At 74.4% G+C, this 26137-nt stretch carries 20 protein-coding genes; 4 read left to right on the top strand and 16 right to left on the bottom strand.

Annotated elements, in window-relative coordinates; all coding sequences use genetic code 11:
- Position 1: 1 nt before the first annotated feature.
- Complete coding sequence (locus tag AWQ70_RS06925) at positions 2 to 2389, top strand: FAD-dependent oxidoreductase (protein ID WP_067171897.1); 2388 nt, start codon at positions 2 to 4, stop codon at positions 2387 to 2389.
- Here AWQ70_RS06925 and AWQ70_RS06920 read toward each other — a convergent pair.
- From AWQ70_RS06920 to AWQ70_RS06880, 9 genes are all read right to left on the bottom strand, one after another.
- Positions 2365 to 3639: a DNA polymerase domain-containing protein gene (locus AWQ70_RS06920; RefSeq protein ID WP_067171895.1), complete on the bottom strand. Its 1275-nt coding sequence runs from the start codon at positions 3637 to 3639 to the stop codon at positions 2365 to 2367. The genes AWQ70_RS06925 and AWQ70_RS06920 overlap by 25 nt on opposite strands.
- Positions 3640 to 3693: 54 nt before the next feature.
- Positions 3694 to 4719 (bottom strand): hypothetical protein, encoded by a 1026-nt coding sequence (locus AWQ70_RS06915; RefSeq protein WP_157529927.1) that lies wholly within the window; start codon positions 4717 to 4719, stop codon positions 3694 to 3696.
- A gap of 135 nt (positions 4720 to 4854) precedes the next feature.
- A complete protein-coding gene (locus tag AWQ70_RS06910; protein WP_067171890.1) occupies positions 4855 to 5613 on the bottom strand; it encodes an SDR family oxidoreductase in 759 nt (252 codons plus the stop codon).
- A gap of 33 nt (positions 5614 to 5646) precedes the next feature.
- Positions 5647 to 6168 carry a ribose-5-phosphate isomerase gene (locus tag AWQ70_RS06905; RefSeq protein ID WP_067171888.1) on the bottom strand — a complete coding sequence of 174 codons (522 nt, stop codon included), beginning with the start codon at positions 6166 to 6168 and terminating at the stop codon, positions 5647 to 5649.
- 50 nt (positions 6169 to 6218) lie between these two features.
- Positions 6219 to 7949, bottom strand: coding sequence for a dihydroxyacetone kinase family protein (locus AWQ70_RS06900; protein ID WP_067171886.1), 1731 nt, complete (start codon positions 7947 to 7949; stop codon positions 6219 to 6221).
- Positions 7950 to 8006: 57 nt separating this feature from the next.
- Positions 8007 to 8825, bottom strand: a complete 819-nt coding sequence (locus AWQ70_RS06895; RefSeq protein ID WP_218004446.1) for a DeoR/GlpR family DNA-binding transcription regulator — start codon at positions 8823 to 8825, stop codon at positions 8007 to 8009.
- Positions 8826 to 8918: 93 nt separating this feature from the next.
- Complete coding sequence (locus AWQ70_RS06890; RefSeq protein ID WP_067171882.1) at positions 8919 to 9950, bottom strand: substrate-binding domain-containing protein; 1032 nt, start codon at positions 9948 to 9950, stop codon at positions 8919 to 8921.
- 108 nt (positions 9951 to 10058) lie between these two features.
- Entirely contained in the window at positions 10059 to 11087 is a 1029-nt protein-coding gene (locus AWQ70_RS06885; RefSeq protein ID WP_218004445.1) for an ABC transporter permease, read from the bottom strand.
- Positions 11088 to 11112: 25 nt separating this feature from the next.
- On the bottom strand, positions 11113 to 12549 hold the full coding sequence (locus tag AWQ70_RS06880; RefSeq protein ID WP_218004444.1) for a sugar ABC transporter ATP-binding protein: 1437 nt from the start codon (positions 12547 to 12549) through the stop codon (positions 11113 to 11115).
- A gap of 342 nt (positions 12550 to 12891) precedes the next feature.
- Between AWQ70_RS06880 and AWQ70_RS06875 the strand changes: the two genes are divergently transcribed.
- The 3 genes from AWQ70_RS06875 to tpiA are packed head-to-tail and all read left to right on the top strand — an operon-like array spanning position 12892 to position 17957.
- Positions 12892 to 14676 (top strand): glycerol-3-phosphate dehydrogenase/oxidase, encoded by a 1785-nt coding sequence (locus AWQ70_RS06875; RefSeq protein ID WP_084516606.1) that lies wholly within the window; start codon positions 12892 to 12894, stop codon positions 14674 to 14676.
- A 3-nt stretch (positions 14677 to 14679) separates the two neighbouring features.
- A complete protein-coding gene (locus AWQ70_RS06870) occupies positions 14680 to 16185 on the top strand; it encodes an FGGY-family carbohydrate kinase (RefSeq protein WP_067171878.1) in 1506 nt (501 codons plus the stop codon).
- A 23-nt stretch (positions 16186 to 16208) separates the two neighbouring features.
- Positions 16209 to 17957, top strand: a complete 1749-nt coding sequence (gene tpiA, locus AWQ70_RS06865) for a triose-phosphate isomerase (RefSeq protein WP_067171876.1) — start codon at positions 16209 to 16211, stop codon at positions 17955 to 17957.
- Here tpiA and AWQ70_RS06860 read toward each other — a convergent pair.
- The 7 genes from AWQ70_RS06860 to AWQ70_RS06830 all read right to left on the bottom strand — a co-directional run bounded on the left by AWQ70_RS06860 (position 17923) and on the right by AWQ70_RS06830 (position 26118).
- Positions 17923 to 19017, bottom strand: coding sequence for a sugar phosphate isomerase/epimerase family protein (locus AWQ70_RS06860; RefSeq protein WP_245646799.1), 1095 nt, complete (start codon positions 19015 to 19017; stop codon positions 17923 to 17925). The genes tpiA and AWQ70_RS06860 overlap by 35 nt on opposite strands.
- Before the next feature lie 99 nt (positions 19018 to 19116).
- A complete protein-coding gene (locus tag AWQ70_RS06855; protein ID WP_245646797.1) occupies positions 19117 to 20016 on the bottom strand; it encodes an HpcH/HpaI aldolase/citrate lyase family protein in 900 nt (299 codons plus the stop codon).
- A gap of 80 nt (positions 20017 to 20096) precedes the next feature.
- On the bottom strand, positions 20097 to 21272 hold the full coding sequence (locus AWQ70_RS06850; RefSeq protein ID WP_067171874.1) for a CaiB/BaiF CoA transferase family protein: 1176 nt from the start codon (positions 21270 to 21272) through the stop codon (positions 20097 to 20099).
- Between the two features lie 98 nt (positions 21273 to 21370).
- Positions 21371 to 22258 carry a ribokinase gene (gene rbsK / locus AWQ70_RS06845; protein ID WP_084516605.1) on the bottom strand — a complete coding sequence of 296 codons (888 nt, stop codon included), beginning with the start codon at positions 22256 to 22258 and terminating at the stop codon, positions 21371 to 21373.
- A 34-nt stretch (positions 22259 to 22292) separates the two neighbouring features.
- Positions 22293 to 23684 carry an ADP-ribosylglycohydrolase family protein gene (locus tag AWQ70_RS06840; protein ID WP_067171872.1) on the bottom strand — a complete coding sequence of 464 codons (1392 nt, stop codon included), beginning with the start codon at positions 23682 to 23684 and terminating at the stop codon, positions 22293 to 22295.
- Positions 23681 to 24829 (bottom strand): ADP-ribosylglycohydrolase family protein, encoded by a 1149-nt coding sequence (locus tag AWQ70_RS06835; protein WP_067171870.1) that lies wholly within the window; start codon positions 24827 to 24829, stop codon positions 23681 to 23683. Before AWQ70_RS06835 ends, AWQ70_RS06840 begins: the two co-directional genes overlap by 4 nt.
- The gene (locus AWQ70_RS06830) at positions 24826 to 26118 is read right to left on the bottom strand and encodes an ADP-ribosylglycohydrolase family protein (RefSeq protein ID WP_245646796.1); all 1293 of its coding nucleotides are present in this window, start codon (positions 26116 to 26118) and stop codon (positions 24826 to 24828) included. Before AWQ70_RS06830 ends, AWQ70_RS06835 begins: the two co-directional genes overlap by 4 nt.
- Positions 26119 to 26137: the final 19 nt, after the last annotated feature.

Genomic DNA, 26137 nt, shown 5'->3' with positions numbered 1-26137 from the left:
CGTGGCACATGGCAGAGCGGACGGCGCCGGACCGGGCGCCGAGCACGTGGACGCCGTCGTCGTCGGCTCCGGTTTCGGCGGCGCGGTCGCGGCCTACCGGCTCGCCGAGGCGGGGCTGTCGGTGGTCGTGCTGGAACGCGGGCGCGCGTACCCGCCGGGGTCGTTCCCGCGCAGCCCCTCGCAGATGGGCCGCGCCTTCTGGGACCCGGCCGAGCGCCTGTACGGCATGTTCGACGTGTGGAGCTTCCGCGACTGCGACTCGGTCGTGGCCAGCGGCCTCGGGGGCGGCTCGCTGATCTACGCCAACGTGCTGCTGCGCAAGGACGAGGACACCTTCGTCCACGAGGACCCGCTGCCGGGCGGCGGCCACGAGTGCTGGCCGGTGGGCCGGGCCGACCTCGACCCGCACTACGACGCGGTGGAGCGGATGATCGGCGTGACGCCGTACCCGTTCGACCGGCCGGCGTACTCGGGCACGCTGAAGACCGGCGCGATGCGGGACGCGGCGGCCGAGCTGGGCCTCGACTGGGGGCTGCCGCCGCTGGCGATCAGCTTCGCGCCCTCCCCCGGCGCCGAGCCGGGCCTCGGCCTGCCGGTCGCCGACCCCGAGTACGGCAACATGCACGGCGTGCTGCGCCGCACCTGCCGGCTGTGCGGCGAGTGCGACATCGGCTGCAACGACGGGGCCAAGAACAGCCTCGACCACACCTATCTCGCCGCCGCGCGGCACCACGGCGCCGACCTGCGCACCCTGCACGAGGTCAAGGGGATCGGGCCCCTGGACCGGGGCGGCTACGCGGTGGACTACGTGCGGCACGACCCGGCCGACCCGGAGCTGCGGCCGTCCGGGACGATCACCTGCGACCGTCTCGTGCTGGCCGCCGGCACGCTCGGCACGTCGTACCTGCTGCTGAAGAACCGGGGCCGGTTCCCGGGGCTCAGCGGGACGCTCGGCACCCGGTTCTCCGGCAACGGCGACATGTTGTCCTTCCTGCTGCGGGCGAGGGACCGCAGCCGCACGCTGCCGGTCAGCGCCAGCCACGGGCCGGTCATCACCAGCGCCGTCCGGCTGCCGGACGGCGAGAGCGGCCGTGGGGCCTACATCGAGGAGGGCGGCTACCCGGGGTTCGTCGACTGGCTGGTCGAGGGCGCCGACGTGCGCGGCGAGCTCGGCCGGGTCGCGCGGTTCGTCCTGGACCGGCTGCGCGCGCTGGTGGGGCACGACACGAACATGTCGGCGGAGATCGCCGCGCTGCTCGGGCCCGGCGACCTGTCCGGCAGCTCGCTGCCGCTGCTCGGCATGGGCCGGGACGTGCCCGACGGCGTGCTCCGGCTCAGGAACGGGCGGCTCGACGCCGTGTGGACGGCCGAGACCAGCGAGGCGTACGCCGACCGGGTGCGGGCGACGATGCGGCGGATCGGCCACGTGCTCGGGGCCGAGTACGCCGACGGCCCGGCCTGGCACCGGGACCGGACCATCACGGTGCACCCGCTCGGCGGGGCGCCGATGGGCCACCATCCGGGCGAGGGGGTGTGCGACGCCTACGGGGAGGTGTTCGGCTTCCCCGGACTGTACGTCGCGGACGGTGCGGCCATGCCGGGGCCGGTGGGGGCGAACCCGTCGCTCACCATCGCGGCCCTGGCGGACCGCATGTGCACGCGCCTGCTGGAGGCCGGGCCACCGGTCGTCCCCGCGGGCGTGGTGGGGGGAGACGCGGCGTGCGGCCGCGCGGACGGCCCGGCCGGTCTGGGCGGCCCGAGCCCGAAGGGCGGTCGCACGTCGCTGTCGTTCGTGGAGGAGATGCGCGGGTTCCTGGCCCCCGGCCTGAGCGACCCGCGCGAGCTGGACGGCATGCCCGAGGGGGGCCGGTTCGCCTTCCGGCTGACGATCACCGCCGACGATGTGGGCCGCTTCCTGGCCGAGCCCGAGCATCCGGCGCGGGCCGAGGGATGGATCGACGCCGCCATATGCGGGGGCCGGCGTCCGATCGAGCGGGGCTGGTTCAACCTCTTCGCGCCGGGCGACCGCCCGGACGCGAGGGAGATGCGCTACCGGTTGCAGTTCACCGACGGCGAAGGCCGGCCCCGCACCCTCGTGGGCTGGAAGGACGTACGGCCCGGACCGCCCGCCCGGCTGTGGCCGGACACGACGACGCTGCTCGTCCGGCTGCTCGACGGCCGGGTCGCGGAGGAGGACGGCGACGTGGACGGGGACGCCGGGGCGCCGGTGCTCGCGGCGGGGACGCTGCACGTGCTCCCGTCCGACCTGGTCCGGATGCTCACCACGTTCCGTACGGAGGGGCCGGACGGCGCGGCGGCGCTGGCGAGGTTCGGCCGGTTCTTCCTCGGCGAGCTGTGGGAGGTCTACCGGCCGCGCCAGGGGTCGTAGTCGACTTCGAGCGGCTCCTGCGGCGGCCGGTCCGCCTCGGGGACGTGCTGGAGGTTCACCCGGATCCGGGTCCAGGTCGAGCTGCGGCCCCGCATGGAGTCGACCAGCACGTCGGCCGGGCGCAGCAGCCGCGCGACGCCGGGGTGGCGCGCCTTCCACCGCTCGAACCCGGCCATCGCCTCGTCGGCGGTCTCGGCCCTGGCGATCTCGATCAGGGGCTTGACCGGGCGGCGGCGGCCCGCGGCGCCGTCCCCGGCCTTCGCGGACCTCTCTGTCTTCGTGGTCTTCTCTGCCTTCGTGGTCTTCGCAGTCTTCTCGGCCTTGGCGGCTTTCCCCGTCGTGCCGGCAGGGGCGGGCCGGGGGCCCTGCGACTCGGCGAGTTCGAGCAGCGCGTCCAGCGACCCGGCGGCGCCGTCCATCGGCGCCCAGGGGTCCCCCGTCTCGGCCAGCCGTACGGGGACGGTGGCGATCGTGAACGCCTCCGGGCGGCACCGCTCCACCTCGTCCCAGGCCAGCGGCGTGGAGACGCGGCCGGTCGGCCGCACCGAGTACGCCGAGGCGACGGTCCGGTCCCGGGCGTTCTGGTTGTAGTCCACGAAGACGCCCTCCCGCTCCTCCTTCCACCAGCGGCTGGTGGCGATGTCGGGAGCGCGCCGCTCCACCTCGCGGGCGACCGCCTCGGCGGCCCCGCGCACCTCGCGGAACGTCCAGCGGGCCTCGATCCGGCAGTACACGTGGAAGCCCCGCGACCCGGACGTCTTGGGCCACGCGGCCAGGCCGTGGTCCTCCAGCACGTCCCGGGCGAGCAGGGCCACCCGGACGATCTGCTCCCATCCGACGCCGGGCACCGGGTCCAGGTCGATCCGCAGCTCGTCGGGATGGTCGAGGTCCCCGGCGCGTACGGGATGGGGGTTGAGGTCGACGCAGCCGAGGTTCACCGTCCACGCCAGGTGCGCGAGGTCGCGGATGACGACCTCGTCGGCGGTCCGGCCGGAGGGGTAGGCGAACCGCGCGACCTCGACCCACCCGGGCCGCTTCGCCGGGGCGCGCTTCTGGAAGAAGGGCGCGTCGTCGACGCCGTTGACGTACCGCTTGAGGATGACCGGACGGTCCGCGACGCCGCGCAGGGCGCCCTCGGCCACCGCCCGGTAGTAGGCGATCAGGTCGCCCTTGGTGTGTCCCGTACGCGGGAAGACCACGCGGTCCGGGTTGGTGATCTCCACTTCCCTGCCGTCGAGTTCGAGCACCATGCGGCCACGATACGCCGGGGCCCGCGCCCGGTCGGGGACTGCGAACGGGGTCCGTCAGAGGGGGACGCCGACGATGACCCGGCCGCCGGGCTTCTCCGCGACGGTCCAGACCGTGCCCTTCCCCCGCCACACGGTGAGGTCCTCGGGACCCTTGGGGTACTTGCGCTCCCGCACGGCCTCCCCGGGGAGCGCGGTCAGCAGCCGGTCGTTCGCCCCGGTCAGCCCGGACTGGCTGAAGTACCAGCGCCCCTTGTAGGAGACCGCGCCCTGGATCTTGGCGCCCGGGGCGCTGTACGCGTCCACCGGCACGGCCGCCCCCTTCTCGCCCGCGGCGAGGGAGCCGTCGGGGGCGAGCGCCCAGCGGACGACGCGGCCGGTGCCCGAGGTGAGGTACTCGCCGGACACGAGCAGGACGGGGTCGGCGCTGCGGTCGAGTGACGCGAACGAGAACCTCGCGCCCAGCGCGCGGTCGCAGGACCACATGTCCGACTGCGGCAGCGTGAACGCGTAGCCGAACGGCCCGCCCACGCACAGGTTGCGCAGGTCGAACACCCGCAGGCCGCCGGTGGTGTCGGGCACGTAGAGCAGGTTCTTGTACCAGACGAGCCCGCCCGCGTGGACGTCGATCGGGGCGGGCTCGCCGGAGGCGTCCGGCTCCACCAGCAGCACGTGGGCGTACCGGAGGGTCGCGACGTTCAGGAAGCTGACCCGGACGCCGCGCTCCGGCTCGGCGGAGGGGTCGGGCTTCCAGTACCAGCTGATCGCGAACGCCGCCGGGTCGCTCAGCCCGGCGTCGGAGCCGCAGGACAACCCCTGCGGGTACCACTTCTCGGTGACGTCGTCCTTGGCGTCGAGGCGGAACCAGTCGGTCGCGGCCACGCCCTTCAGCACCCCGGCCGGCCGCCCGCGCGTCGCCACCCGGGACGCGGTCTCCAGGACCCGCTTCACGGTGGTCCTGGTGCGCGGGGCGAGGAAGGCCGCCAGGGCCTCCTCCCGCGCGGCCGCGCCGTCCGCGTTCCGTCGCAGCGTGTACGGCAGGGCCGCCGACGGCGGCAGCCGCGTCACCCGAGCCAGAGCCACCGATCGCCTCCTCGTCCGTGGATGGCTCCACCTTGCCGCGACGAAGTACGCGATGTCGCCATTTCTGGGAGGGGTCACCGATTCGTGATTGTTCTCCCGACGCGATCAGGGCCCCGGCGGGAGAGACGGCTCACGTCAGCGGATCGTGTAGCCGCCGTCCACCAGGATGTCGGCGCCGTTGATCATGTCGGACGCGTCGGACGCGAGGAAGACGGCGGTCGCCGCGATCTCCTCCGGGTAGGCGAAGCGCCCGGTCGGGATCAGCGCCTTGAGCCTGTCGCCCTTCTCTCCCGCCCACGCCTTGCGGCCGAGGTCGGTGAGCACGACGGTCGGCGAGATCGTGTTGACCGTCACGCCGCGCCCGGCCCACTCCGAGGCGAGGACCTTGGACAGCCCGACGACGCCGAACTTCGAGGCGCAGTAGGCCGCGTGCGCGTCCAGCGCGACGGTGGCCGCCTGCGACGCGAGGTTGACGATCTTTCCGCGTCCCGCCTCCAGCATGTGCCGGCCGACGGCCTGGCACATGAGGAACGTCCCCTTGAGGTTGACGTTCATCGTGGTGTCCCACATCGACTCGGTCAGCTCCTCGGCGGGGGCGAGGATGGCGACGCCGGCGCTGTTGACCAGGACGTCCACCCGGCCGTGGCGGTCGATCACCGCCCGGACCGCGCTCTCGACCGCGGCGGCGTCGGACACGTCGCAGGCCGTCGCCGAGCTGTCCGGGCCGAGGGCGGCCGCCTTGGCCGCGGCCGCGTCGCCGTCGCGGTCGAGCACCGCGACGTGCGCCCCCTTGGCCGCGAAGGCGTCGGCGACGGCCGCGCCGATCCCGGAGGCTCCTCCGGTGATCAGGGCCACCTTGCCGTCCAGGCCGAAGGAAAGGTCGAGCGTGCTCATCGTTTCTCCTTGATCGTCGAATCGGGCCGGGGGCTACTCGGCCCGGGGGTCCGAGCAGGAGACGGCGAGCGCCTCGTCTTCGGAGGCGGCGGCCCCGCCCGTCTCGTACGAGTTGAGCGCCTCGACCTTGGACGCCGAGGGCGACCTGTCGTCGAACCGGTAGCCCAGCCACTCCCTGGCCAGCCGCCGGGCCAGTTCCAGGCCGATGACCCGCTGGCCGAAGCACAGGACCTGCGCGTCGTTGCTGAGGACGGCGCGCTCGACGGAGAAGCTGTCGTGCGCGGTGACGGCCCGGATGCCGGGCACCTTGTTGGCGCTGATCGCCACGCCGAGCCCGGTGCCGCAGACCAGCAGGGCGCGGTCGGCCTCGCCCGCGGCGACGAGCCGGGCCGCCGCGACGGCCACGTGCGGGTACGCGGTGTGCTGCCCGGCGCCGACTCCGACGTCGATGACCCGGCTGACGCGGTCGTCCGCCTCCAGGTCGGCCTTGAGGACCTCCTTGTAGTCGAGCCCGGCATCGTCGCTGCCCACGACGATGCGCAGTTTGTCGGTCATTCCCCCACCTCTTTGTACATTTCGCACTTATTTGTGCCTTGAAGCAAAAGTCATTCGGCGGCGAGCACGCCGGCCACCGCGTCGAGGCACATAGCCATCGACAGGGCCCCCGCGTCGGGGGTCCCGACGCTCTTCTCGGCGAGCGGCCGCGCCCGCCCGACCCTGGGCCGCAGCGCCGCCGTACCCTCGGCCGCGCGCCCCGCGGCCCCGGCCGCCTCGGCCCATGCCTCCGCCAGCGGCCGGCCGGGCTCGACGCCCGTCTCCAGCGTCTCGGCGAACGGCGCGAGCGCGTCGAGCATGGTCTTGTCGCCGACCTCGACCTTGCCGAGGCGGCGCAGCTCGGCGACGCCGGCGCGAACCGCCGCCGCCACCCGGGCGGCCGGGACCTCCTCGCCCTGGTCGCCCAGGCCGTCGCCGACGGCGCGCAGGATCGCGCCCCACAGCACACCCGAGGTGCCCCCGGCCTTCGCGGCCCAGGCGTCGCCCGCGGCGGCGAGGACCGACCCGGCTCCCGCGCCCCGGCCCGCGGCCGCCGTCGCGGCTTCGAGCGCGGCGCTCACGCCGTTGACCATCCCCCGGCCGTGGTCGCCGTCGCCCGCGACGGCGTCGATCCGGCCGAGCTCGGCCTCGGCCGCGCGCAACCGCTCGCTCATCGCGCCCAGGGCGCGGACCACCGTCGCCGCGCACGCCCGCGAGGCGGCCGAGCCCGCGGCCTCCGTCTCCTGGCGCGCGCCGGAGGTCCCGCCCGCCCGGCGGCGGGCCCCGCCCGGGGCCGCGGGAGTCGTCGCGGTTCCCTTCCGGTACGCGGGCGTGTCGGCGGGGGCCCGCCACAGCCGTTCGAGCTCGTCGTCGAGCGGGACGACGGTGAGCGAGCAGCCGGCCATGTCGAGGCTGGTCACCAGCTCGCCGACCTCGGGCTCGACCACGGTGAACCCGCGCTCGGCCAGCAGCGTCGCCACGGAGCGCCAGACGATGAACAGCTCCTCGTGCTTGGTGGTGCCGAGGCCGTTCAGGATGACGCCGAGCCGCCGCGCGCCGTCGGCCGGGACCTCGGCGAGCACGCCGTCCACCAGTCGCCGGGCGAGCTCGTCCGCGGTCGGCAGGTCCTCCTCCGAGATGCCCGGCTCGCCGTGGATGCCGAGGCCCACGCCCATACGTCCGCCGGGGACGGTGAACAGCGGGGCCGGGTCGCCGGGCAGGGTGCAGCCGCCGAAGGCGACGCCCAGCGTGCGGGTGCGGTCGTTGGCGTGCCGCGCGACCCGCTCGACCTCGTCGAGGGAGTAGCCCTCCTCGGCGGCGGCGCCCGCGACCTTGAAGACGACGAAGTCCCCGGCGATGCCGCGCCGCCTGCCGGCCTCGTCGGCGGGCGCGCTGGCGATGTCGTCGGTGACGAACAGCACCCGCGTGTCCACACCCTCGGCCGCCAGCCGGTCGCGGGCGAGGGTGAAGTTCATGACGTCGCCGGCGTAGTTGCCGGTGATGAACAGGAGCCCGGCGTCGGAGGCGGCCTCCCGGCCGACCGACACCGCGTCCTGGGTGGAGGGCGAGGTGAAGACGTGCCCCACCACCGCGCCGTCGGCGAAACCGGCGCCGACCACGCCGCAGAAGGCCGGGTAGTGCCCGGAGCCGCCGCCGACGACCACCGCGACCTTGCCCGCCGGCGTCTCGGCGGCCCGCACCACGCCGCCGGGCACCCGCGTCACATGGCGGGAGTGGGCGTCGGCGAATCCGGCGAGCATCTCGTCGGCGAACGCGCGGGGGTCGTTGTACAGGCGCGTCATCACATCCTCCAGTCGGTAGGCCGGCGGCTGGGCCGGCGGGTCGGCGGTCGGGGCCGTCTAGGGAACGGGCGGCGCGACGACCACGTTGATCCCCTTGCCGCGGAGCCGCTCCACCTCGGCGGCCGGGGTCTGCTCGTCCACGATGACGACGTCGAAGCTGGCCAGCGGCATGAGCGCGTGCAGGGCCCGCCGGGTGAACTTCGTGTGGTCGGCGAGCAGGATCTTGCGCTCGGCGCACTCCAGGAGCGCCTGCTTCACCGTGACGATCTCCTCCATCTGGTGGTAGCAGACGTCTCCGACGATCGCGGCGGTGGACATGACGCACACGTCGGCGCGCAGTTCCCTGGCGGCGGCCACGGTGACGCGGCCGAGGAACGCGTCGGCCCACTCGTAGTACTGGCCGCCCAGCGACAGCAGCGTGATGCCGGGCTGCCGGGTCATCATCTTGATCAGGTGCAACGACGGTGTGATCACCGTCAGGGGGGCGCGTTCGACCAGCCGTTCCGCGAGCGGCACGATCGTGGTCGAGTCGTCGAGCACGACGGCCTCCCCCGGCTCGATCAGCTCGAGCGCGGCGGCCGAGAGCGCGCGTTTGCTGTCGCGGTTCCGCGACCCGCGGTAGACCGTGCTCGCCTCGACCAGGCTGGTCGCGACGGCGGTGGCCTGGCCGCGCGTCTTGCGCAGCAGCCCCTTGTTCTCCAGCTCGGTCAGGTCCCGGTGGATGGTCATGACGCTGACGCCGAGTTGCTCGCTGAGCTCCTCGATGCGGACGGAGCCGTGCTGCATCACGTACTCGGCGATCCGGTCCCACCGTGCCTGCTGGCGGTTGGGGCGTCCCTGCCCCGTGCCCTCCAGGAACTCCGTGTTGTTCCCCACCTGAACCGAACCTCGCATCCGCTCCGAGGCGGGGCCGTGCCGGTCCCGCCCTACGATGTGCGCGGGGCGGCCGTGACCGCCCCGCCCACCGGGTCATTCCTCGTTGGCGATGTTGCCGCTCTCGAGGTTCTTGTCAACAAGATCGGGAAGTTTGGCGAGGAAGGCGTCCTTGCCGGTGACCACGTGGTCGAGGAGCTTGTCGACGTTCTCCGGCGTGATGGCCGGCATCACGTACGTGTTGTCCTTCTTGACGCTCTCCTTCTTGACGACCTTGAGCGCCACGGCGAGGCCGGCGCCCATCTCGACCCGGCCGTGCTGGAGCGAGGAGCCGATCAGCTCGCCGTTCTTGACGGCCTGCAGGCCGTCCTGGATGCCGTCGATGCCGACGACGGGCAGCGTCTTGCCCGCTTCCTTCAGGGCGCGCAGCGCGCCGAGGGCCATGTCGTCGTTCTCGGCCACGATGCCGTCGAGCTGGTCGCCGAAGCTGGACAGCCAGTTCTTGGTCTTGTTGACCGCCTCTTCGCGGTTCCAGTTCGCGGTGTCCTTGGCGAGGATCTTGATGTCCGGGTACTTCGCCAGGGTCTGCATGATGCCCTTGGTCCGGTCGAGCTCCGGCGAGGAGGCGAGCGGGCCCTGCAGGACGACGATGTTGCCCTTGCCGCCCAGCTTGTCGGCCATCTGCTGCATCTCCTGCGCGCCCGCGGCGACGTCGTCGGGCAGCACGGTGGCGGCGAGCGAGCTGGTGTCCTTGAGGGACGTGTTGACCGCGATCACCGGGATGTTCTTCGCCTTGGCCTGGGCGATCTGCGGGCTGAGCGAGTCCGCCTGCACCGGCGCGATGACGATGGCGTCGACGCCCGCGTTGACGAGCTGCTCCATCTGGCTGGCCTGGGTGTTGACGTCGCCGCCGGCGTTGAGCCAGGTCAGGTTGATGTCGCGGGCCTTGGCGTACGCCTCCATGCCCTCCTTGCCCTGGGTGATGAAGGAGGTCATGTCGTAGACCGTGACACCGATCCTGACCTGGCCGTCTCCGCCTCCGGAGCCGGAGGCTCCGGCGCCGCAGCCGGCCGCGCCGAGGGCGAGCACCGCGGTGATCGCGGCGGTGGCCCGGATCTTCTTGAACATGTGACTTGCGCTCCCTTTGCTGAGGATGCGGGCGCACGGGGGCGTCCGCGTGGTTCGGTTGCGGCCCGGTGGAGGTGCGACGCCGTGAGGCGCGGCGCGGGCCGGGGGTCAGCGCGATCGGCGCCGTACGACCCAGACGTCCAGCGCGACCGCGGCGATGATGAGAACGCCCTTGATCACCTTCTGCCAGTACGAGGGGACGATCAGCAGGTCCAGGCCGTTGTTGAGGGTCTGGATCAGGAACAGGCCGAGGATGGTGCCCCAGACCGTGCCGCGACCGCCCATGAGGCTCGCGCCGCCGATGACGACGGCGGCGATGGCGTCGAGCTCGTAGCCCGAGCCGAGGCTGGGGAAGGCCGAGATGACGCGGGAGGAGAGGATCACCCCGGACAACCCGGCGAGGCCGCCGCTGATGACGTAGACGCTGAACAGCGTCCGGTTCACGTTCAGGCCGGCGATCCGGGAGGCCAGCGGGTTGCCGCCGACCGCGTACACGCGCAGGCCGTACGTGGTCCGCGACATCAGGACGATCATGACGATGAAGCCGACGATCATGATGACGACCGGAAGGTCGATGCCCAGCACCTTGGTGTTGGCGATCGTGGAGTAGTCGGCGGGCAGGCCGTTGATCGGCGCTCCGTTGCCGAGGACGTAGGCGAGCCCCGACGCGACCGTCATCATGCCCAGGGTGGCCACGAACGGCGGCACGCCGAGCCGGGAGACCGCGAAGCCGCTGATCCCGCCGACGACCACGCCGACCAGGACGGCGGCGAGGACGGCCAGCCACATCCGCTCGGGATGGTCCTTCACCACGAGGGCCGCCGTCATCGCACTTGCGGCGATGACGCTGCCGACGCTCAGGTCGATGCCGCCGGTGAGGATGACCAGCGTCTGCCCCAGGGCGATGAGCGCGAACGGCGCGGCGGCGATCGCGATCGTCTGGAGGTTGCCCACCGTGCCGAAACGGTCGCTCATGTACAGGAAGTAGAGGATCACCAGGGCCATGACGAGGACCATGGGATTGCGGATCGCCCACTCCCGTACGGCCTCGCCGGCGCGGCCGAGGGCGGGGCCGCGCCGTTCCGGCGGCTGTGCGGGCGAGTTCTTCCCAGTCGTGCTGGGCGCGGCTACGTTCACGATGGGTTCCTTGGATCAGTGGTTCTTAAGCGACGTGGAGGCCCGCGGCGTGCCGGAAGATCCGTTCCTGCACGTCCGGCGCGTCCATGGCCCGGCGGTCCAGCTCGGCGACGACTCCGCCGCCGCGCATGACCAGGAGCCGGTGGGACAGTCCGATGACCTCCGCCATGTCGGACGACGCCATCAGCACGGCGAGCCCGGACTCGGCGAGCCGGATGATCGCGCGGTAGATCTCGCTCCGCGCGCCGATGTCGACGCCGCGGGTTGGCTCGTCCAGCAGGAGGACCTTGACGTCGCCGGACAGCCAGCGGCCGAGGACGACCTTCTGCTGGTTGCCGCCGGAGAGGGTCTGCACCTCCTGGGAGAGCCCGCGGCTGCGCAGTCCCAGCGTCCGCCCCCATGAGCCGACGGCCTCGGCCCGTGCCTTGGAGCGGAGCCACCCGGCGACGGAGAAGGCTCCGAGGTGGGGAAGCGAGCCGTTGTCGAGAACGTCCATGGAGAGGACCAGCCCCGCGCCCTTGCGGTCCTCGGGGACGAGCGCCATGCCGGACGCGATCGCCTCGGTCACCCGGTTCGGCCGCAGCCGCCTCCCGCCGACCTCGATCTCGCCGCCGGTCCGGGCGCGTACGCCGAAGAGGGTCTCCAGCAGCTCGGTGCGGCCGGCGCCGATGAGGCCGGCGAGCCCCACGATCTCCCCCGCGCGCACCTCCAGGTCCACGGGCGGCGCGCCGTCACGCCGGACGCCGCCGACGCGCAGGGCGACCTCGGTGCCGGGCTCCGGCCGTTCGGGGAAGAGCTCCGACAGTTCGCGGCCGATCATGTGCTGGACGATGTCGTGCTCGGAGAGGGCGGCCAGCGGCTCGTCGGCGACGAGCCTTCCGTCGCGCAGGACCACGACCCGGTCGGCGACCGCCTGGATCTCCGCCATCTTGTGGGTGGTGTAGACGATCGCCACGCCGCGCTCGCGGAGCTGGTCGACCAGCGTGAAGAGGCGCTCGACCTCGCGGTCGGAGATCGCGGAGGTCGGCTCGTCGAGGAGCACGACGCGCGCGCCCCACGACGTGTTCTTGACGATCTCGACGAGCTGGGTCATGCCGACCGACAGCCGGCGCATCGGGGTGCGCGGGTCGAGGTCGATCCCGAAGACGGTGAGCATCTCGCGCGCCGCCCTGATCATGCCGCGGCGGTCGAGCAGGCCCGTCCTGGTGCGCTTCTCCCTGCCGACGAAGAGGTTCTCGTAGATGGACAGGTCGGGGATCGGCGCGAGCTCCTGCGGGACGATGCCGACGCCCGCGCCGCGCGCGGCGTGGACGTCGCCCGGGGCGAGCGGCTCGCCGCCGAAGAGGACCTCCCCCGTGTCGGGGCGGAGCTGGCCGGAGATGATCTTCATCAGCGTGGACTTGCCTGCCCCGTTCTCACCGGCCAGCACGGTGACCGTGCCCGGCTCCAGGCACAGGCTCACGCCGCGCAGGATGGGGAGACCTCCGAAGCTTTTCGTGAGATCCCGGCACTCGAGCGAACCGTTCACGCCGACTCCGATGTAACAAGGTAGAAGGTAGATCTAACAGCGTCGCTGCTTGATGGGACACGCTAGATGGTTAATTTCACCGAAACAAGACGTTGACAGGTATATTTTTCACATCTGATACTGGCGGATGTCACACGAAAGATGTGATGAACGTCCACGAGGCGGGCCGCGACATCTGGGCGACCCATCGCCGAACGGCCCCGCCGGGCGTACGACCGCAGCCGCGCTCACGGGGGCCCGGCCATGTCGAAACGACCGACCAAGGTGGCACGAGATATGAACCAGCCGGACCCGACCACGTCGTCCGCGCCCTCCGCCGCGTCCTCCACTGAGTCCGCGCCGTCGGCGCCGGACGGGCTGACCCGGGACACCGCCGGCACACCGGAGACCCTGCTCCGGCGGCGCGCCGACGCCCTCGCCCGGCTCGCCCGCGGCGTCGACCTCGTCGTGATCGGCGCCGGCGTCAACGGCGCGGGGATCGCCTGGGACGCGGCGGCCCGAGGGCTGCGGGTCGCCCTGCTGGACAAGGGCGACATCGGCTCCGGCACCTCGTCCTGGTCGAGCCGCATGGTCCACGGCGGTCTGAAGTACCTGGAGCAGAAGGACGTCCTGCTGGTCCGCGAGTCCCTGCGCGAGCGCGAGTGGCTGCTGCAGGCGGCGCCGCACCTGGTGAAGCCCCTGCGGTTCGTGCTGCCGTTCTACCGGGGGAACTCGCACGGAAAGGCGATCCTGCGGCTCGGCATGATCGCCTACGACCTGCTCAGCTTCGACAAGACGGTGGACCACCACCGGGCGTACTCCAAGGAGCGGCTCCTGGAGCTGTGCCCCGGCCTCAGCCCCGACGGCCTCCAGGGCGGCGCCGCCTACTACGACGCGCAGGTCGAGTTCGCCGAGCGCATGGTCCTGGAGACCGCGCTCGCCGCCACCGCCGAGGGCGCCACCGTGCTCACGTACGCGCAGGTCGACGAGATCCTCACCGAGGGCGACCGGGTGCGCGGGGTCGGCTTCACCGACCGGCTCACCGGGGAGCGCCACGAGATCGCCGCCCCCGTCGTCGTGAACGCCTCCGGCCCCTGGGTGGACCAGACGCTCGCCGCCGCGCTCGGCGCCCGCGCGGGCGCCCGCCGCATGGGCGGCACCAAGGGCAGCCACTACGTCGTCGACCCGTTCCCCGGCGCCCCCGACCAGGCGTTCTACTATGAGGCGCACCGCGACGGCCGCCCGCTCATGGTCATCCCCTGGCTCGGCCGCTATCTCATCGGCAGCACCGACCTGCGCTTCGACGGCGACCTCGACACCGTGCGCAGCGACGAGGAGGAGCTCGCCTACATCCTGGAGGAGACCAACCGGATCATCCCCATGGCCGGGCTGACCCCGGCGGACGTCCGCTACAGCTACTGCGGCGTGCGGCCCCTGCCGTACGACGCGGGCAAGCCCGAGGGCGACATCTCGCGGCGGCACCTGCTCGTGGACCACGCCCCCGAGATCATCGGCCTGATCTCCGTGATCGGGGGCAAGCTCACGACGTTCCGCGGGCTGGCCGAGGAGACCGTCGACGCCGTCATGGCCCGCCAGGCCCGGAGGCACGGCCCCCGCCCGCCGCGCCTGTCCCGCCGCTGGACCAGGCGGCGCAGCTCCACCACCCGGATGCGGCTGCCCGGCGCCCGCGCCCTCGACCTCGACGCGTTCGCCCGCGAGTTCACCGCGGCGTCCGGCCTGCCCGCCGCGACCGCCGAGCGCCTGCTGCGCGTGTACGGCACGCGCGCGGCCGACGTCGCCGCGCTCGCCGCCGCCGACCCGCGCCTGGCCGAGGTCGTGGACGAGGCGACCGGCACCATCGCGGCCCAGGTCGTCTTCGCGGTGCGCGAGGAGCTCGCGACCACGATCTCCGACGTCGTCGCCCGCCGTACCATGATCGGCCTCGAACCCGACCTCGGCGTCCCGGCGCTGGAGCGGGTCGGCGCCGTGCTGGCCGAGCACTGCGGCTGGGACGCGGGCCGGGTCGAGCGGGACATCGCCGGTTACCGCACCTACATCCGCCGGCTCGGCGAGATCGGCTGACACATGTCCGGTCACCGTCCGGGAACCGGACTTCTGCTGGGGATCGACGCCGGCACCACCGTCCTGAAGGCCGTGGCGTTCGACCGGTCCGGCGCCGAGGTCGCCCGGGGCTCCGCCCGGCTGCGCGCCGAGACCCCCGCCCCGCACCACGTCGAGCGTGACCTCACCGCCCTGCGCTCCGCGTTCGACACCGTGCTCGGTGAGATCACCGCGCGGGTGCCGGCCGGGGACATCCTCGCCGTCGGCATCACCGGGCACGGCGACGGCCTCTACCTCGTCGACGCCGCCGGCGTACCGACCCGGCCCGGCGTGTTGTCGCTGGACAGCAGGGCCCAGCCGCTGCTCGACCGCTGGGAGCGGGACGGCACGGCCGAGCGGGCCTTCGCCACCGGCGGGCAGCGGCCGTGGGCGCCCAGCCCGGCCACCGTGCTGGCCTGGCTCGCCGAGCACGAGCCCGACGTCGTCGCGCGCACCGCCGCGGTCATCGGCTGCAAGGACCTGCTGAAGTCGTGGCTCACCGGCGAGGTGAACACCGACCCCACCGAGGCCAGCCAGTCCTTCACCGACCCGCACACCCAGACCTGGTCCGACGCCGTCGTGGACGCGTACGGGCTGGGCCGGTGGCGGCACCTGCTGCCGCCGATCGTGAACAGCCACGAGGTGGCCGGCGCCGTGACCGCCGACGCCGCCCGCCGTACCGGCCTGAGGGCGGGGACGCCGGTCGTGTCGGGCCTGCACGACGTGGACGCGTGCGCGCTGGCCACCGGCGTCCACCGGCCGGGCACGCTGTCGGTCGTCGCCGGGTCGTACAGCATCAACCAGGTCGTCAGCGACGCGCCCGCGCCCAGCCGCTCGTGGTACTGCCGCACCTTCGTCGAGCCGGGCCGCTGGCTGAACATGGCGCTGTCCCCCGCCTCGGCCACGAACCTCGAATGGTTCGTCCAGACCCTGTGCGGGGCGGAGCTGAGCGCGGCCGGGCAGCCGGACGAGGTCTTCACCCGGCTGTCGCACGAGGTGGACGCCGTCCTCGACGGCCCGTCCGAGGTCACCTACCTGCCCTTCCTGTACGGTTCGCCCGACGGGGCGGCGGTCGGCGCCGGGTTCGCGGGCCTGCGCGGCTGGCACACCCGCGGCCACCTGGTGCGCGCCCTGTACGAGGGCGTGGTGCACAACCACCGCCGGCACGCCGACGCGCTGCGCTCGCACTTCACGGTGGACTCCGCCCGGATCAGCGGCGGGGCGACCAGAAGCGGCACATGGCTGCAGATGTTCGCCGACGGGCTGGACCTGCCGGTGACCACGACGTCGGCCCGGGAGGTCGGCGCGCTCGGCGCGGCGATGGTCGCGGGCGTCGGGGCCGGCGTGTACACCGGCCTGCCCGAGGCGGTCGCGGCAACCGTGCGGGACCTCGCGACCTACGAGCCCGGCGCGGCCGGGCGGCGGCGGATGGCCGACGCGTACGAGCGGTACCGGCGCATCGCGGACGGGGCGAGATCAACGTGGGGATGAACGTGGGGACGAGGGAGACAGTCATGTCCGGCAGAGAGTTCTGGATCGGCACGAGCTGGAAGATGACCAAGTCCGCGGAGGAGGCCGAGCGGTTCGCCGCGGCCCTCGCCGCGGGGTGGCCGGCCCACCACGGGCCGCTGCGGCTCTTCGTGGTTCCGCCGTACACGCACCTGAACCGGGTCGCCGGGGCGCTGCGCGGGTCGCCGGTCCTCGTCGGCGCGCAGGACACCTCCCCCTGGCCCGACGGCGCCCACACGGGGGACGTCAGCGCCGCGATGATCGCCGAGACGGGCGCCGCCCTGGTCGAGATCGGCCACGCCGAGCGGCGCCGCGACCACCACGAGACCGACGACGTGGTCGCGGCCAAGGTGGGCGCGGCGCTCGCGCGCGGCCTCCGGGTGCTGCTGTGCGTGGGCGAGACCCAGGTGGTCCGCGACGAGGGCCGGGCGCTCGAGCACGTGACCGGCCAGGTCCGCGCCGCCTTCGCCCGCGTACGGCCGGACGAGCGGGACCGGGTCCTGGTGGCGTACGAGCCGGTGTGGGCGATCGGCGAGGGCTCCCGGGCGGCGACGCTGCCCGAGGTCGAGCCGGTCCACGCGGCGGTGCGCGCGGTGCTGAAGGATCTCGGCCAGGCCGACCCGGTCATCCTGTACGGCGGCAGCGTCAACCCGGGCAACGTGGACGAGCTGTCGCGCAGCGCCGAGGTGGACGGCCTGTTCGTCGGCCGGGCCGCCTGGGACCCGGACGGGTTCCTCGGCCTCTGCGCGGCCGCCGCCCGCGCTCTCGGCACACGGGCGGAGCGCCGCTGGAGCACGGACGCGCCGTACGGCACGCCGTCCGCCGGCCCGCGCCGCACCCCGGCCGCCCCCCGCGTCCCCGCGCCGGGCGCGGGGCGACGCCGGCTCGCGGTGCAGCGGGTCCTGGACCCGTCCGGCCGGATGTTGTCGCTCGCCGTCGACCACGGCCCCGACGCCTGGCCGGTGACGCCGGTCCCGGACGCGGCCGCCCTGGCCGGTCCCAAGGCCGACATCGTCGCCGCCTTGCGCGGCCTCCCGTCGTCCGTACTCGTCGACGTCGAGCACGGCGCGCCCGCCTGCCTGTCCCGTGACCTCGTCACACCGTCCGGCCTGATCGTCGGGCTGGAGCGGCAGACCGCGCCCACCGCGCCCGTACCGGCCGCCGAACTCGTGGCGGACGGGAGGGACGCGGCCACCGTGGCGGCGGCCGGAGCGGACGCGATCAAGCTCATGTGGGTGGAGGACCTGGACGACGCCGGGTCGGCCGACCGGTTCGCGCTGCTCGAACGGGTGATCGCGGACTTCCACGCGGTGGGCCTCGCCGTCATGGCCGAGGTCCTGGTGACGCCGCGCGACCGGGAGGAGTCGGCCGAGTCGTTGCGCCGCCGTCAACTCGACGTCGTGGCGGAGGTGGCGCGTCGCGCGCCCGACTTCCTCAAGCTCGCCTTCCCCGCCGGGGTGGACGCCGTCGCCGGGCACGCCGCCGCGCGCGCGGCCTGCGACGACCTGGACGCCGCGGCCGGATCGCTCCCGTGGACGATCCTGTCCGGAGGACAGGACTTCGGGGCGGTCGTCCGCCAGGTGGCCGTCGCGTGCGCGTCCGGCGCGAGCGGCTTCGTCGTCGGCCGGTCGCTGTGGGCGGACCTGCTCGACGCCGGCTCCGCCCTGATCCCCGGCGCGGCGGACGTCCTGTCCGCCCGCTGGCACGAGCTCGCCTCCGTCACCCGCGCCCTCGCGGCGCCGACGGAGCGGTAGGCGGGCCGCCGACCAGACCCGCCCGGGCCAGCCGTTCCCGGTTGGCCACCTGGTCGGCGGCCACTCTTCCCAGGTCCGGGCCGGTCGCCGGGACGTCCTGCTCCACGACCACCCACCCCTCGTAGCCGGTCCGCGCGAGCGCGCCGACCACGGCGTCCAGGTCGAGGTCGCCCCCGCCGAGCGGCGGGAAGACGCCGCCGCGGACGGCGTCCCACAGGTCGCCGCCCGCCGCCCGTACGCGGGCGAGCGTGTCGCGGGAGGCGTCCTTGACGTGCACCTGCCGGATCCGGCCGGACCAGCGGGCGATCGCGGCGACCGGGTCGCCGCCCGCGAGCCACAGGTGCCCGGTGTCCAGGCACAGGGAGACGTCGGCGAGGTCGAGCAGCCGCTCGACCTCCTCCTCCGTCTCCACGTCGGTGCCGAGATGGTGGTGGAAGACGGGTTCGAGGCCGCGGTCGCGGCACCGGGCGGCGGCCTCCCGCACCCGGGCGGCGAACCCCGGCCACACGTCCGGGGCGAGCTGGAGCGCCCGATCGACCGGCGCGCCCGGCCGGGCGAACCTCGCCGGGTCGGCCGGGCAGGCGAGCGTCGGCCGGGGCGCGAACCGCGGGTCGTCCACCGGGACCCCGGCGAACACGTCCAGCGCGGCCTCCAGTCCGGCCAGGTCCTCCGCGAAGCCGCGGGCGTCGCCGTACCGGAGGTCCACCCAGCCGCCCGCGAGGGCGAGGCCGTGCCGGGCGAGCCGGTCCGCCAGTTCGGCGCCGGTGCCGAGGTAGCCGACGGGCCCGGAGTCCGTCCCCGCGTATCCGGCGGCGCGCATCGTGGCGAGCATGTCGTCAGGGGCGATCGACGCGCTCTCCGCGTCGTAGACACCGAAGCTGACCGGCGCGCTCGCCACCCTGACGCGGGGACCGAAGGGCGTCCGGCCCCCGGCACGATCGGGAGCACGATCGAAGGCCCGGTCGGCGGCACGATCGAACGTCCGGTCGGCGGCATGACCGAGAGCACGGTCGGCGGTGCGGTCGGGGGCTGGATCGGCGGCGGGGTCGACGGCGTCCACGGCGGGGGTCCTCTCGCGCGGGGTCTCCCCCGGCCCCTACCCCCCGCCGAGGCGCGGCACGCGGCGACTCGACGCGCTCGGCCACCGGTACGCGGTCGCCTACGGCCTGCTCGCCCCGGCCCCGCCCTGATACGCGGCCGGCCCCGGGTACGCGGCGGGGCGGGCGCTCTCCAGGACGCGGCGGGCCTGCCGCACCACGGCCTCGTCCACGAACCGGCCGTCCGGCAGGGCCACCGCCCCCTGGCCCGCCGCCGCGAGCACCTCCTGGGCGGCGGCGATCTCCGCCTCGCTGGGCCGGTACGCCTCCACGATGACCGGGAGCTGGGCCGGGTGGACCGCCGTCCGGCCGCGGAACCCGGTCGCGCGCCCCTCCAGGCAGGACGCCGCCAGCCCGGCGAGGTCCCGGACGTCCGGATAGACCGACTGCGAGGGCGCGGGCAGCCCGGCGGCACGGGCGGCGACCACGATCCTCGAGCGCGCCCAGGCGAGCCCGCCATCGGAGCTGACGCCGAGGTCGGCGCGCAGGTCGGCCTCGCCGAGCCCGACGCTCGCCACCGCGTCGCAGGCGGTGGCGATCTCGAAGGCGCGTTCCAGCCCGAGGGCGGACTCGATCAGCGGGTGCAGGGGCACGCCGGGCAGCGCCGCCGCGATCTCCCGCACCTCCGCCGCCGACTCCACCTTGGGCAGCCGGACGCCGCACGTCCCCGTGACGAGGGCGGCCAGCGCGTGCAGGTCCGCCTGCCCGTACGGCGTGCGCACGTCGTTCACCCGGATCTGCACCCGGGGCTGCGGCGTGGCGAGCAGGGCGACGGCCTCGGCCCTGGCCCGGCCCTTGTTCTCGGGCGCGACCGCGTCCTCCAGGTCGACGATGACGACGTCGGCGTCCGCGGCGAGCGCCTTGGCGACCCGGTCCGGCCGGTCGGCGGGCACGTACAACCAGGTCAGCGGCGCGGTCACGGACGCGGCTGGGGGCGCGGTCGGGGGCATGGTCGGGGGCACGGGGTCACTCCTCACGGCTTTTTCTGCCGCCTGATGATCCCCCTGACACACCGGGTCAACCGCGGAGGGGCTGTGATCCGTCACACGATCCCCTTCTCGCGCAGCTCGGCGATCCGGCCGGGCGGCAGGCCGAGCGCGGCCAGCACCTCGTCGGTGTCGGCGCCGTGCGGGCGGCCGGTCCAGCGGATCGTCCCCGGCGTCTCCGACAGCCGGAACATGACGTTCTGCATCCGCAGCGGCCCCAGCTCGGGGTCCTCGACCGTGGTGATCGCGTCGAGCGCCGCGATCTGGGGGTCGGCCATGACGTCCCGCACGTCGTAGACGGGCGCGACGGCGGCCTGCGCCTCCTCGAAGGCGGCGAGCACCTCGTCGCGGGTGTGCCGGGCCACCCAGGCGGCCACGGCCCCGTCCAGCTCGTCGGCGTGCCGGACCCGGCCCGCGCCGGTCGCGAACCACGGCTCGGCGATGAACTCGGGACGGCCGACCAGCCGCATCACGCGCTCGGCGATGTTCTGGGCCGAGGTGGAGACGGCCAGCCACGAGCCGTCCGCGCACCGGTACGTGTTGCGCGGCGCGTTGTTGACCGACCGGTTGCCGGTGCGCGGGGGCACGACGCCGAGCCGGTCGAAGACGGTGGGCTGCGCCCCGAGGACGCCCAGGATCGGCTCGATGATCGACAGGTCGACCACCTGCCCCCGGCCCGATTTGAGCGCGGTCATGACCGCGAACGCGGTCGCGAGCGCGCAGATGCCGTCGGCCAGCCCGAACGGCGGCAGCGTCGGCGGGCCGTCCGGCTCCCCCGTCATCGCCGCGAACCCGCTCATGGCCTCGGCCAGCGTGCCGAAGCCGGGCCTTCTGGCGTACGGGCCGAACTGCCCGAAGCCGGTCACCCGGGCGAGCACCAGCCCGGGATTGGCCGCGCTCAGCCGCTCGTATCCGAGATTCCACCGCTCAAGCGTGCCCGGACGGAAGTTCTCGATCACCACGTCGGCGTCCCGCGCCAGCTCGACCAACAGGTCCTGGCCGTCCGGCGTGGACAGGTCGAGCGTGATCACACGCTTGTTCCGGCCGAGCATCTTCCACCACAACCCCTCCGGCCCGTGGCCGCGCGAGGGGTCCGGCTTCGCCGGATGCTCCACCTTGATCACGTCCGCGCCGTAGTCGCCGAGCAGCATCGCGGCCATCGGCCCGGCGAACAGCGTCGCCAGGTCCAGCACGCGTACGCCCGACAGGGGCGGCGTGGCGGGGGCGGTCATTCGTTCCTCCCATGGGTTTCGCGCACCGGGGCCGCCCCCGGCGATCGCGTCGGGGCCGCACGGACGGGGCGGCAGGCCCCGCCTCGCGCGGCCCGCGGTCACGACAGAAGCGCCGCGTCGATCTCGGCGCGGCTCGGCATCGACGTGCTCGCGCCCTCCCGCTGGACGGACAGCGCCGCCGCCGTCGAGGCGAAGCGCAGCGCGTCCGCGGGGTCGCGGCCCTCGGACCTGGCGACGGCGAGCGCGCCGACGAACGTGTCGCCGGCCGCCGTCGTGTCCACCGCCTCGACCCGCACGGCCGGCACCAGCAGCCGGACCCCGGCGCGCGAGCCGTACAGCGCGCCGCGGGAGCCCAGGGTGATCACGGCCTCGGGGACGCGGTCGAGCAGGACCTTGAGCGCGTCGTCCGGGTCGGCCGCGCCGGTGATGGCGGCGGCCTCGTGCTCGTTCGGCACGATCAGGTCCACGGCGTCGAGCAGCTCGCCGGGCAGTTCCACGACGGGCGCGGGGGTCAGGACCACCGGCACCCCGGCCGCGCGCGCGGCGCGGGCGGCCTCGACGACCCCCTCAAGGGGCAGTTCGAGCTGCAGCAGCAACGCCCGCGAACGGGCGATCATCGCGACGTCCTCGGCGGAGCAGCCGGTGACGGAGCCGTTGGCGCCGGGCACGACGACGATCGAGTTGCCGCCGCTGTCCTCCACCACGATGTGGGCGATCCCGGACGGTCCGGGCACGACCCGCAGCCTGCTGGTGTCGATGCCCGCCTCGAACAACGCCCCGCGCAGCTCCGGGCCGAAGGCGTCGTCGCCGACGGCGCCGATGAACGCCACCTGGGCACCCGCCCGCGCGGCGGCGACCGCCTGGTTCGCGCCCTTGCCGCCGGGGATCGTGCGGAACGCCCGCCCCGTGACGGTCTCGCCCAGCTTGGGAGCGGACGGTACGTAGGCCACCAGGTCCATGTTGGCGCTGCCGAACACCGAGATCACGATGCTTCCTCCAGGATCGTCACCTTTATCCCGCTTACCCTGCCATCAACCGGGTGCGCCGGGCGAGCTCCCCCAGGGCGATGCCGTCGAATCCGGTGACGCTGCTGGTCAGGCGGTCTTTCATGGACCACTGCCCGGGCACGCCTCCGTTCAGCCCGCCGACGATCGAGCCGACCGTCGCGCCCGCCGAGTCGGTGTCCCAGCCGGCCGCGACCGCGGCCGCGATCGAGGCGGTGAAGTCCCCCTTCCCGTGGACCAGCGCCGCCGCGATCAGGGCCGCGTTGTTGATCGTGTGGACCCAGTGCAGGCCGCCGTGCCGGGCGTACAGGTGGTCCACGACCCGCTCGAAGTCCGGCTCGGCGCCGGCCGCCTCCACGGCGTCCCGTACGGCGCCGGCCAGCCTGGACCCGGCGGGCACCACGGACAGGCCCGCCTCGACCACCTCCGTCACGGAGGAGCCGTCCAGGGACCGCGCGCACATCGCGGCGGTGAACATCGCGCCGTAGAGGCCGTTCGCCGTGTGGCTGAGCCGGGCGTCGCGCCAGGCGAACTCGGCCGCCGTCGCCGGATCTCCCGGATTGACCCAGCCGTACACGTCGGCCCGGATGAGCGCGCCGATCCATTCCCGGAACGGGTTGCGGTAGGCGGCCGTCGTCCGCCCCGGCTCCCGCTCCGCGCCGGGCGCGGGCTCCACCGGCTCCGGTTCGATGCCCGTCAGCAGGTTCCGGTACGCGACCCGCTCGGCGGTGAACACCCGGCCGCCGGGCAGCTCGTCGAGCCACATCTGCGCGACGTCCGCCGTGGTGAAGCCCCTGCCGTACCGCTCCAGCAGGGCGAGCGCGAGCAGCGGGAAGTTGAGGTCGTCGTCCTCGGGAACGCCGTCGATGTTCTCCGCGAGGCTGTTGACGGCGCTGCGCCGGTTCCACGGCCACCTGAGCGCGACCTCCGGCGGCAGGCCCTCGGCGGTGAACCAGCCGCGGATCGGCCAGTTGCCGGTCGCCTCGGCGATCTCCCGGATGCCCTCGCGGGGGATCTTCTCCACCGGCTTGCCGAGCACGCATCCTGCCGCCCGGCCCCGCCAGGCGCCGAGCACCCGCGCCGGATCCACGCTGCCTGCCCCGCCCGCGCTTCTTCCGCCGGGCCAGTCCGGACAGGCGGCGACGATCTCCTCCCAGGCGGACGGCTCGGGCAGCGGCGAGGGGATCGCGGCCAGCTCGTCGAGCAGGTCCTCCGCCAGGCGGCGCAGCCGTACGGGAGCGGCCTGCGGCGAGGCGCCGGCCCGGGGCGGCGCGGGATGCCCCCCGGCCGCCCGCCAGCGGGCCGCGATCTCCCGCACCTCCGGCAGGTCGCCCCTGCCGTCCTCGGCGGCCTGGCGCAGCTCGTGGCCCACCAGGTCCTCCGGCTGCACCCAGGTGAGCCGCGTCACGCCCCGCCCCCGGCCAGCAGCTCGGCGAACGCGGCGTCGGCCGCGCGGCGGCGCTCCGCGTCCGCGGCGCGCACCCGGCGCGCCACGGCGGCGAGGGCGAGGCCGGGCGCGACGAGGTCGGTCCTGCTCGCCGCCGCCACCTCCTCGATCCACCCGGCCGGTACGGCGGACCGCCCGCCCAGCGCCCCGGCGATCGCGCCGCCCATGGAGGCGATCGAGTCCGCGTCCCGGCCGTAGTTCACCCCGCCCAGCACGGTCTCGCGGAAGTCGCCCTTGGCGATCAGCAGGAACGCGAGGGCGAGCGGCAGTTCCTCGATGCTGTGCACCCGGCTCGGGCGGCGCGCGCCCAGCCCCTGGTCCCGATAGGTGTCGGCCACCGTGTCGTACGGGCGCATGGCGGCGCGCAGCGTCTCGAACGAGCCCTCCCAGTGGCCGATGCCGCGCGCGGCCGAGCACACCGCCTCGATGGCCGCCCGCGTGCCGTCGCGGGCGAGCCGCAGGCAGGCCGCGACCACCGAGTCCGGCGTGGCCCCTGGCCGCATCGCCTCGGCGACGGCGGCGGCGAGCACCCCGGCCGCCTCACGGCCGTAGCTGGACTGGTGCGCCCCCGCCAGGTCGACCGCCTCGGCGTACGCGCCGTCCGGGTCGCCCGCGTTGACGACGCCCACCGGGGCCATGTACATGGCCGCGCCGCAGTTCACGATGTTGCCGACGCCCGCCTCGCGCGGGTCGGCGTGGCCGTAGTGCAGCCGCAGGACCAGCCACTTCTCGGCCAGGAACACCCGGTGCAGCGGCAGCGCCTCGGCCTCCAGCTCGGGGATCCAGCGCTTCTGGCCCATCATCTCGGGCACCAGGTGCTCGGCGGCGGAGTAGGCGTCCAGGTGCCCGCCCACCCGCTCGTACACGCGGATCAGCGCGTGGGTCATCAGCGTGTCGTCGGTCACGTGGCCGTCGCCCTTGTGGTACGGCGCGATCGGCCGGGCGTTGCGCCAGTCCGCGTGGTACGGCGGGACCACACCCTCGACCGGGCCCCCGTAGCGCGCCCGGATCTGCTCCGGCGTCCACCCCTCGGTCGCGCCGCCGAGCGCGTCGCCGACCGCCGCACCGGCCACGCAGCCGACGGCCCTGTCCTCAAGCGGCGTCATGCCGTCCCCCTCCGTGTCGAACCGCTGTCTGTCGAACCGCTGTCTGTCGAACCGCTGTCTGTCGAACCGCTGTCTGTCGAACCGCTCTGTGTCGTACCGCTGCCTGTCTGGCCGTCCTTTGCCACGCCGTGCTGTCGCGCGCCGTCCAGTGCCGCGCCCTCCTGTGCCGCGCCCTCCTGCTCCGGGGCGCTTCGGGCCGGACCTCCGGACGCCAGGGTCCGGGCGACGGCGACCAGGTCGGTGCCGGCCAGTTCGGGCAGGCAGCAGCCGGCCAGCGTGCGCGCCGACTCCCGCCACGCCTCCGGCAGCGCCGCGTACCCCGCGTACGCCCCGGCCAGCGCCCCGGTGAGCGCCGGCGCCGAGTCCGCGACCGACGCCAGGCAGGCCGCCGCGGACACGGCGGCGCCGAACGCCTCCCCCGCCCCGCGTCCCCCCGTGGAGGACCGTGTGGAGGACCGTGTGAAGGACCGTGCGGAGCCGGACGCGCCTTCGCCCGGCATCGCCGCGTCGGCGAGGGCGAGCGCGATCGGGACGGTCTCGGCGGCGGCGACGCCGTAGCTGTAGACGTGGTCGAGCAGCGCCGCGTCGAGCGCGGGGACGGCGGCGAACGGGTCGCCGTGCTTACGCGCCACCGCGACGGCCGTACGTGCGGCGTGCCCGATCGCGGTGTCCTCCGGGAGCACGGCGACGGCCGCGTCCACCGCCTCCCGCATCGGCGCGCCCCTCACCAGCGCGCCGACCGCCGTCGCGATCGCCACCGCCCCGAGGACGCCGTCCCCGGAGTTCGTGACCTCGGCGTCGGCGACCGGGTCCATCCCCGCCGCGCCGAACGCCACCGCACGCACCGCCGCCGCGTCGTCGAAGAAGTGCGGGTTGTCGTGGCCGCTCGCGGGCGGCCCCAGGCCGGCGGCGAGGTTGTCGAGCGCGGACCAGACCGAGATCCGGGCGCGCAGGTCGTCACGCCGGGCCAGCCGCCCGAACGCCTCCGCGCGGTCCTCGTGGATCGTCGTCGCCGTCCAGGCGAGCCATTCCGCGTCGTCGGACGGCCCGAGCGCCAGCGGCTCGACCGGCTGGTTCAGCGCGAACGGCACCGGCAACGTGGTCACCTGGCGCTCTTCGGCGAACGCGTCCAGCTCCCGGTGCAGCCGCCTGCTCCACGGCGCGAGCCGCAGCGACCGGTGACGCGCCGCCGGCCAGCCCGCGGCGTCGCCCACGGCGAGGCCGGCGAACGCGCCGAGAACGCGGTCCTCCTCCGGCGGCGGCATGCCGCCTCCGCCCCCCGATGACATGCTCTCTCCATCCCTTCCA

Source organism: Microtetraspora niveoalba, from assembly GCF_001570405.1.
GTDB classification, from domain to species: domain Bacteria; phylum Actinomycetota; class Actinomycetes; order Streptosporangiales; family Streptosporangiaceae; genus Microtetraspora; species Microtetraspora niveoalba.
This window is presented reverse-complemented; position numbering and strand designations above follow the sequence as displayed.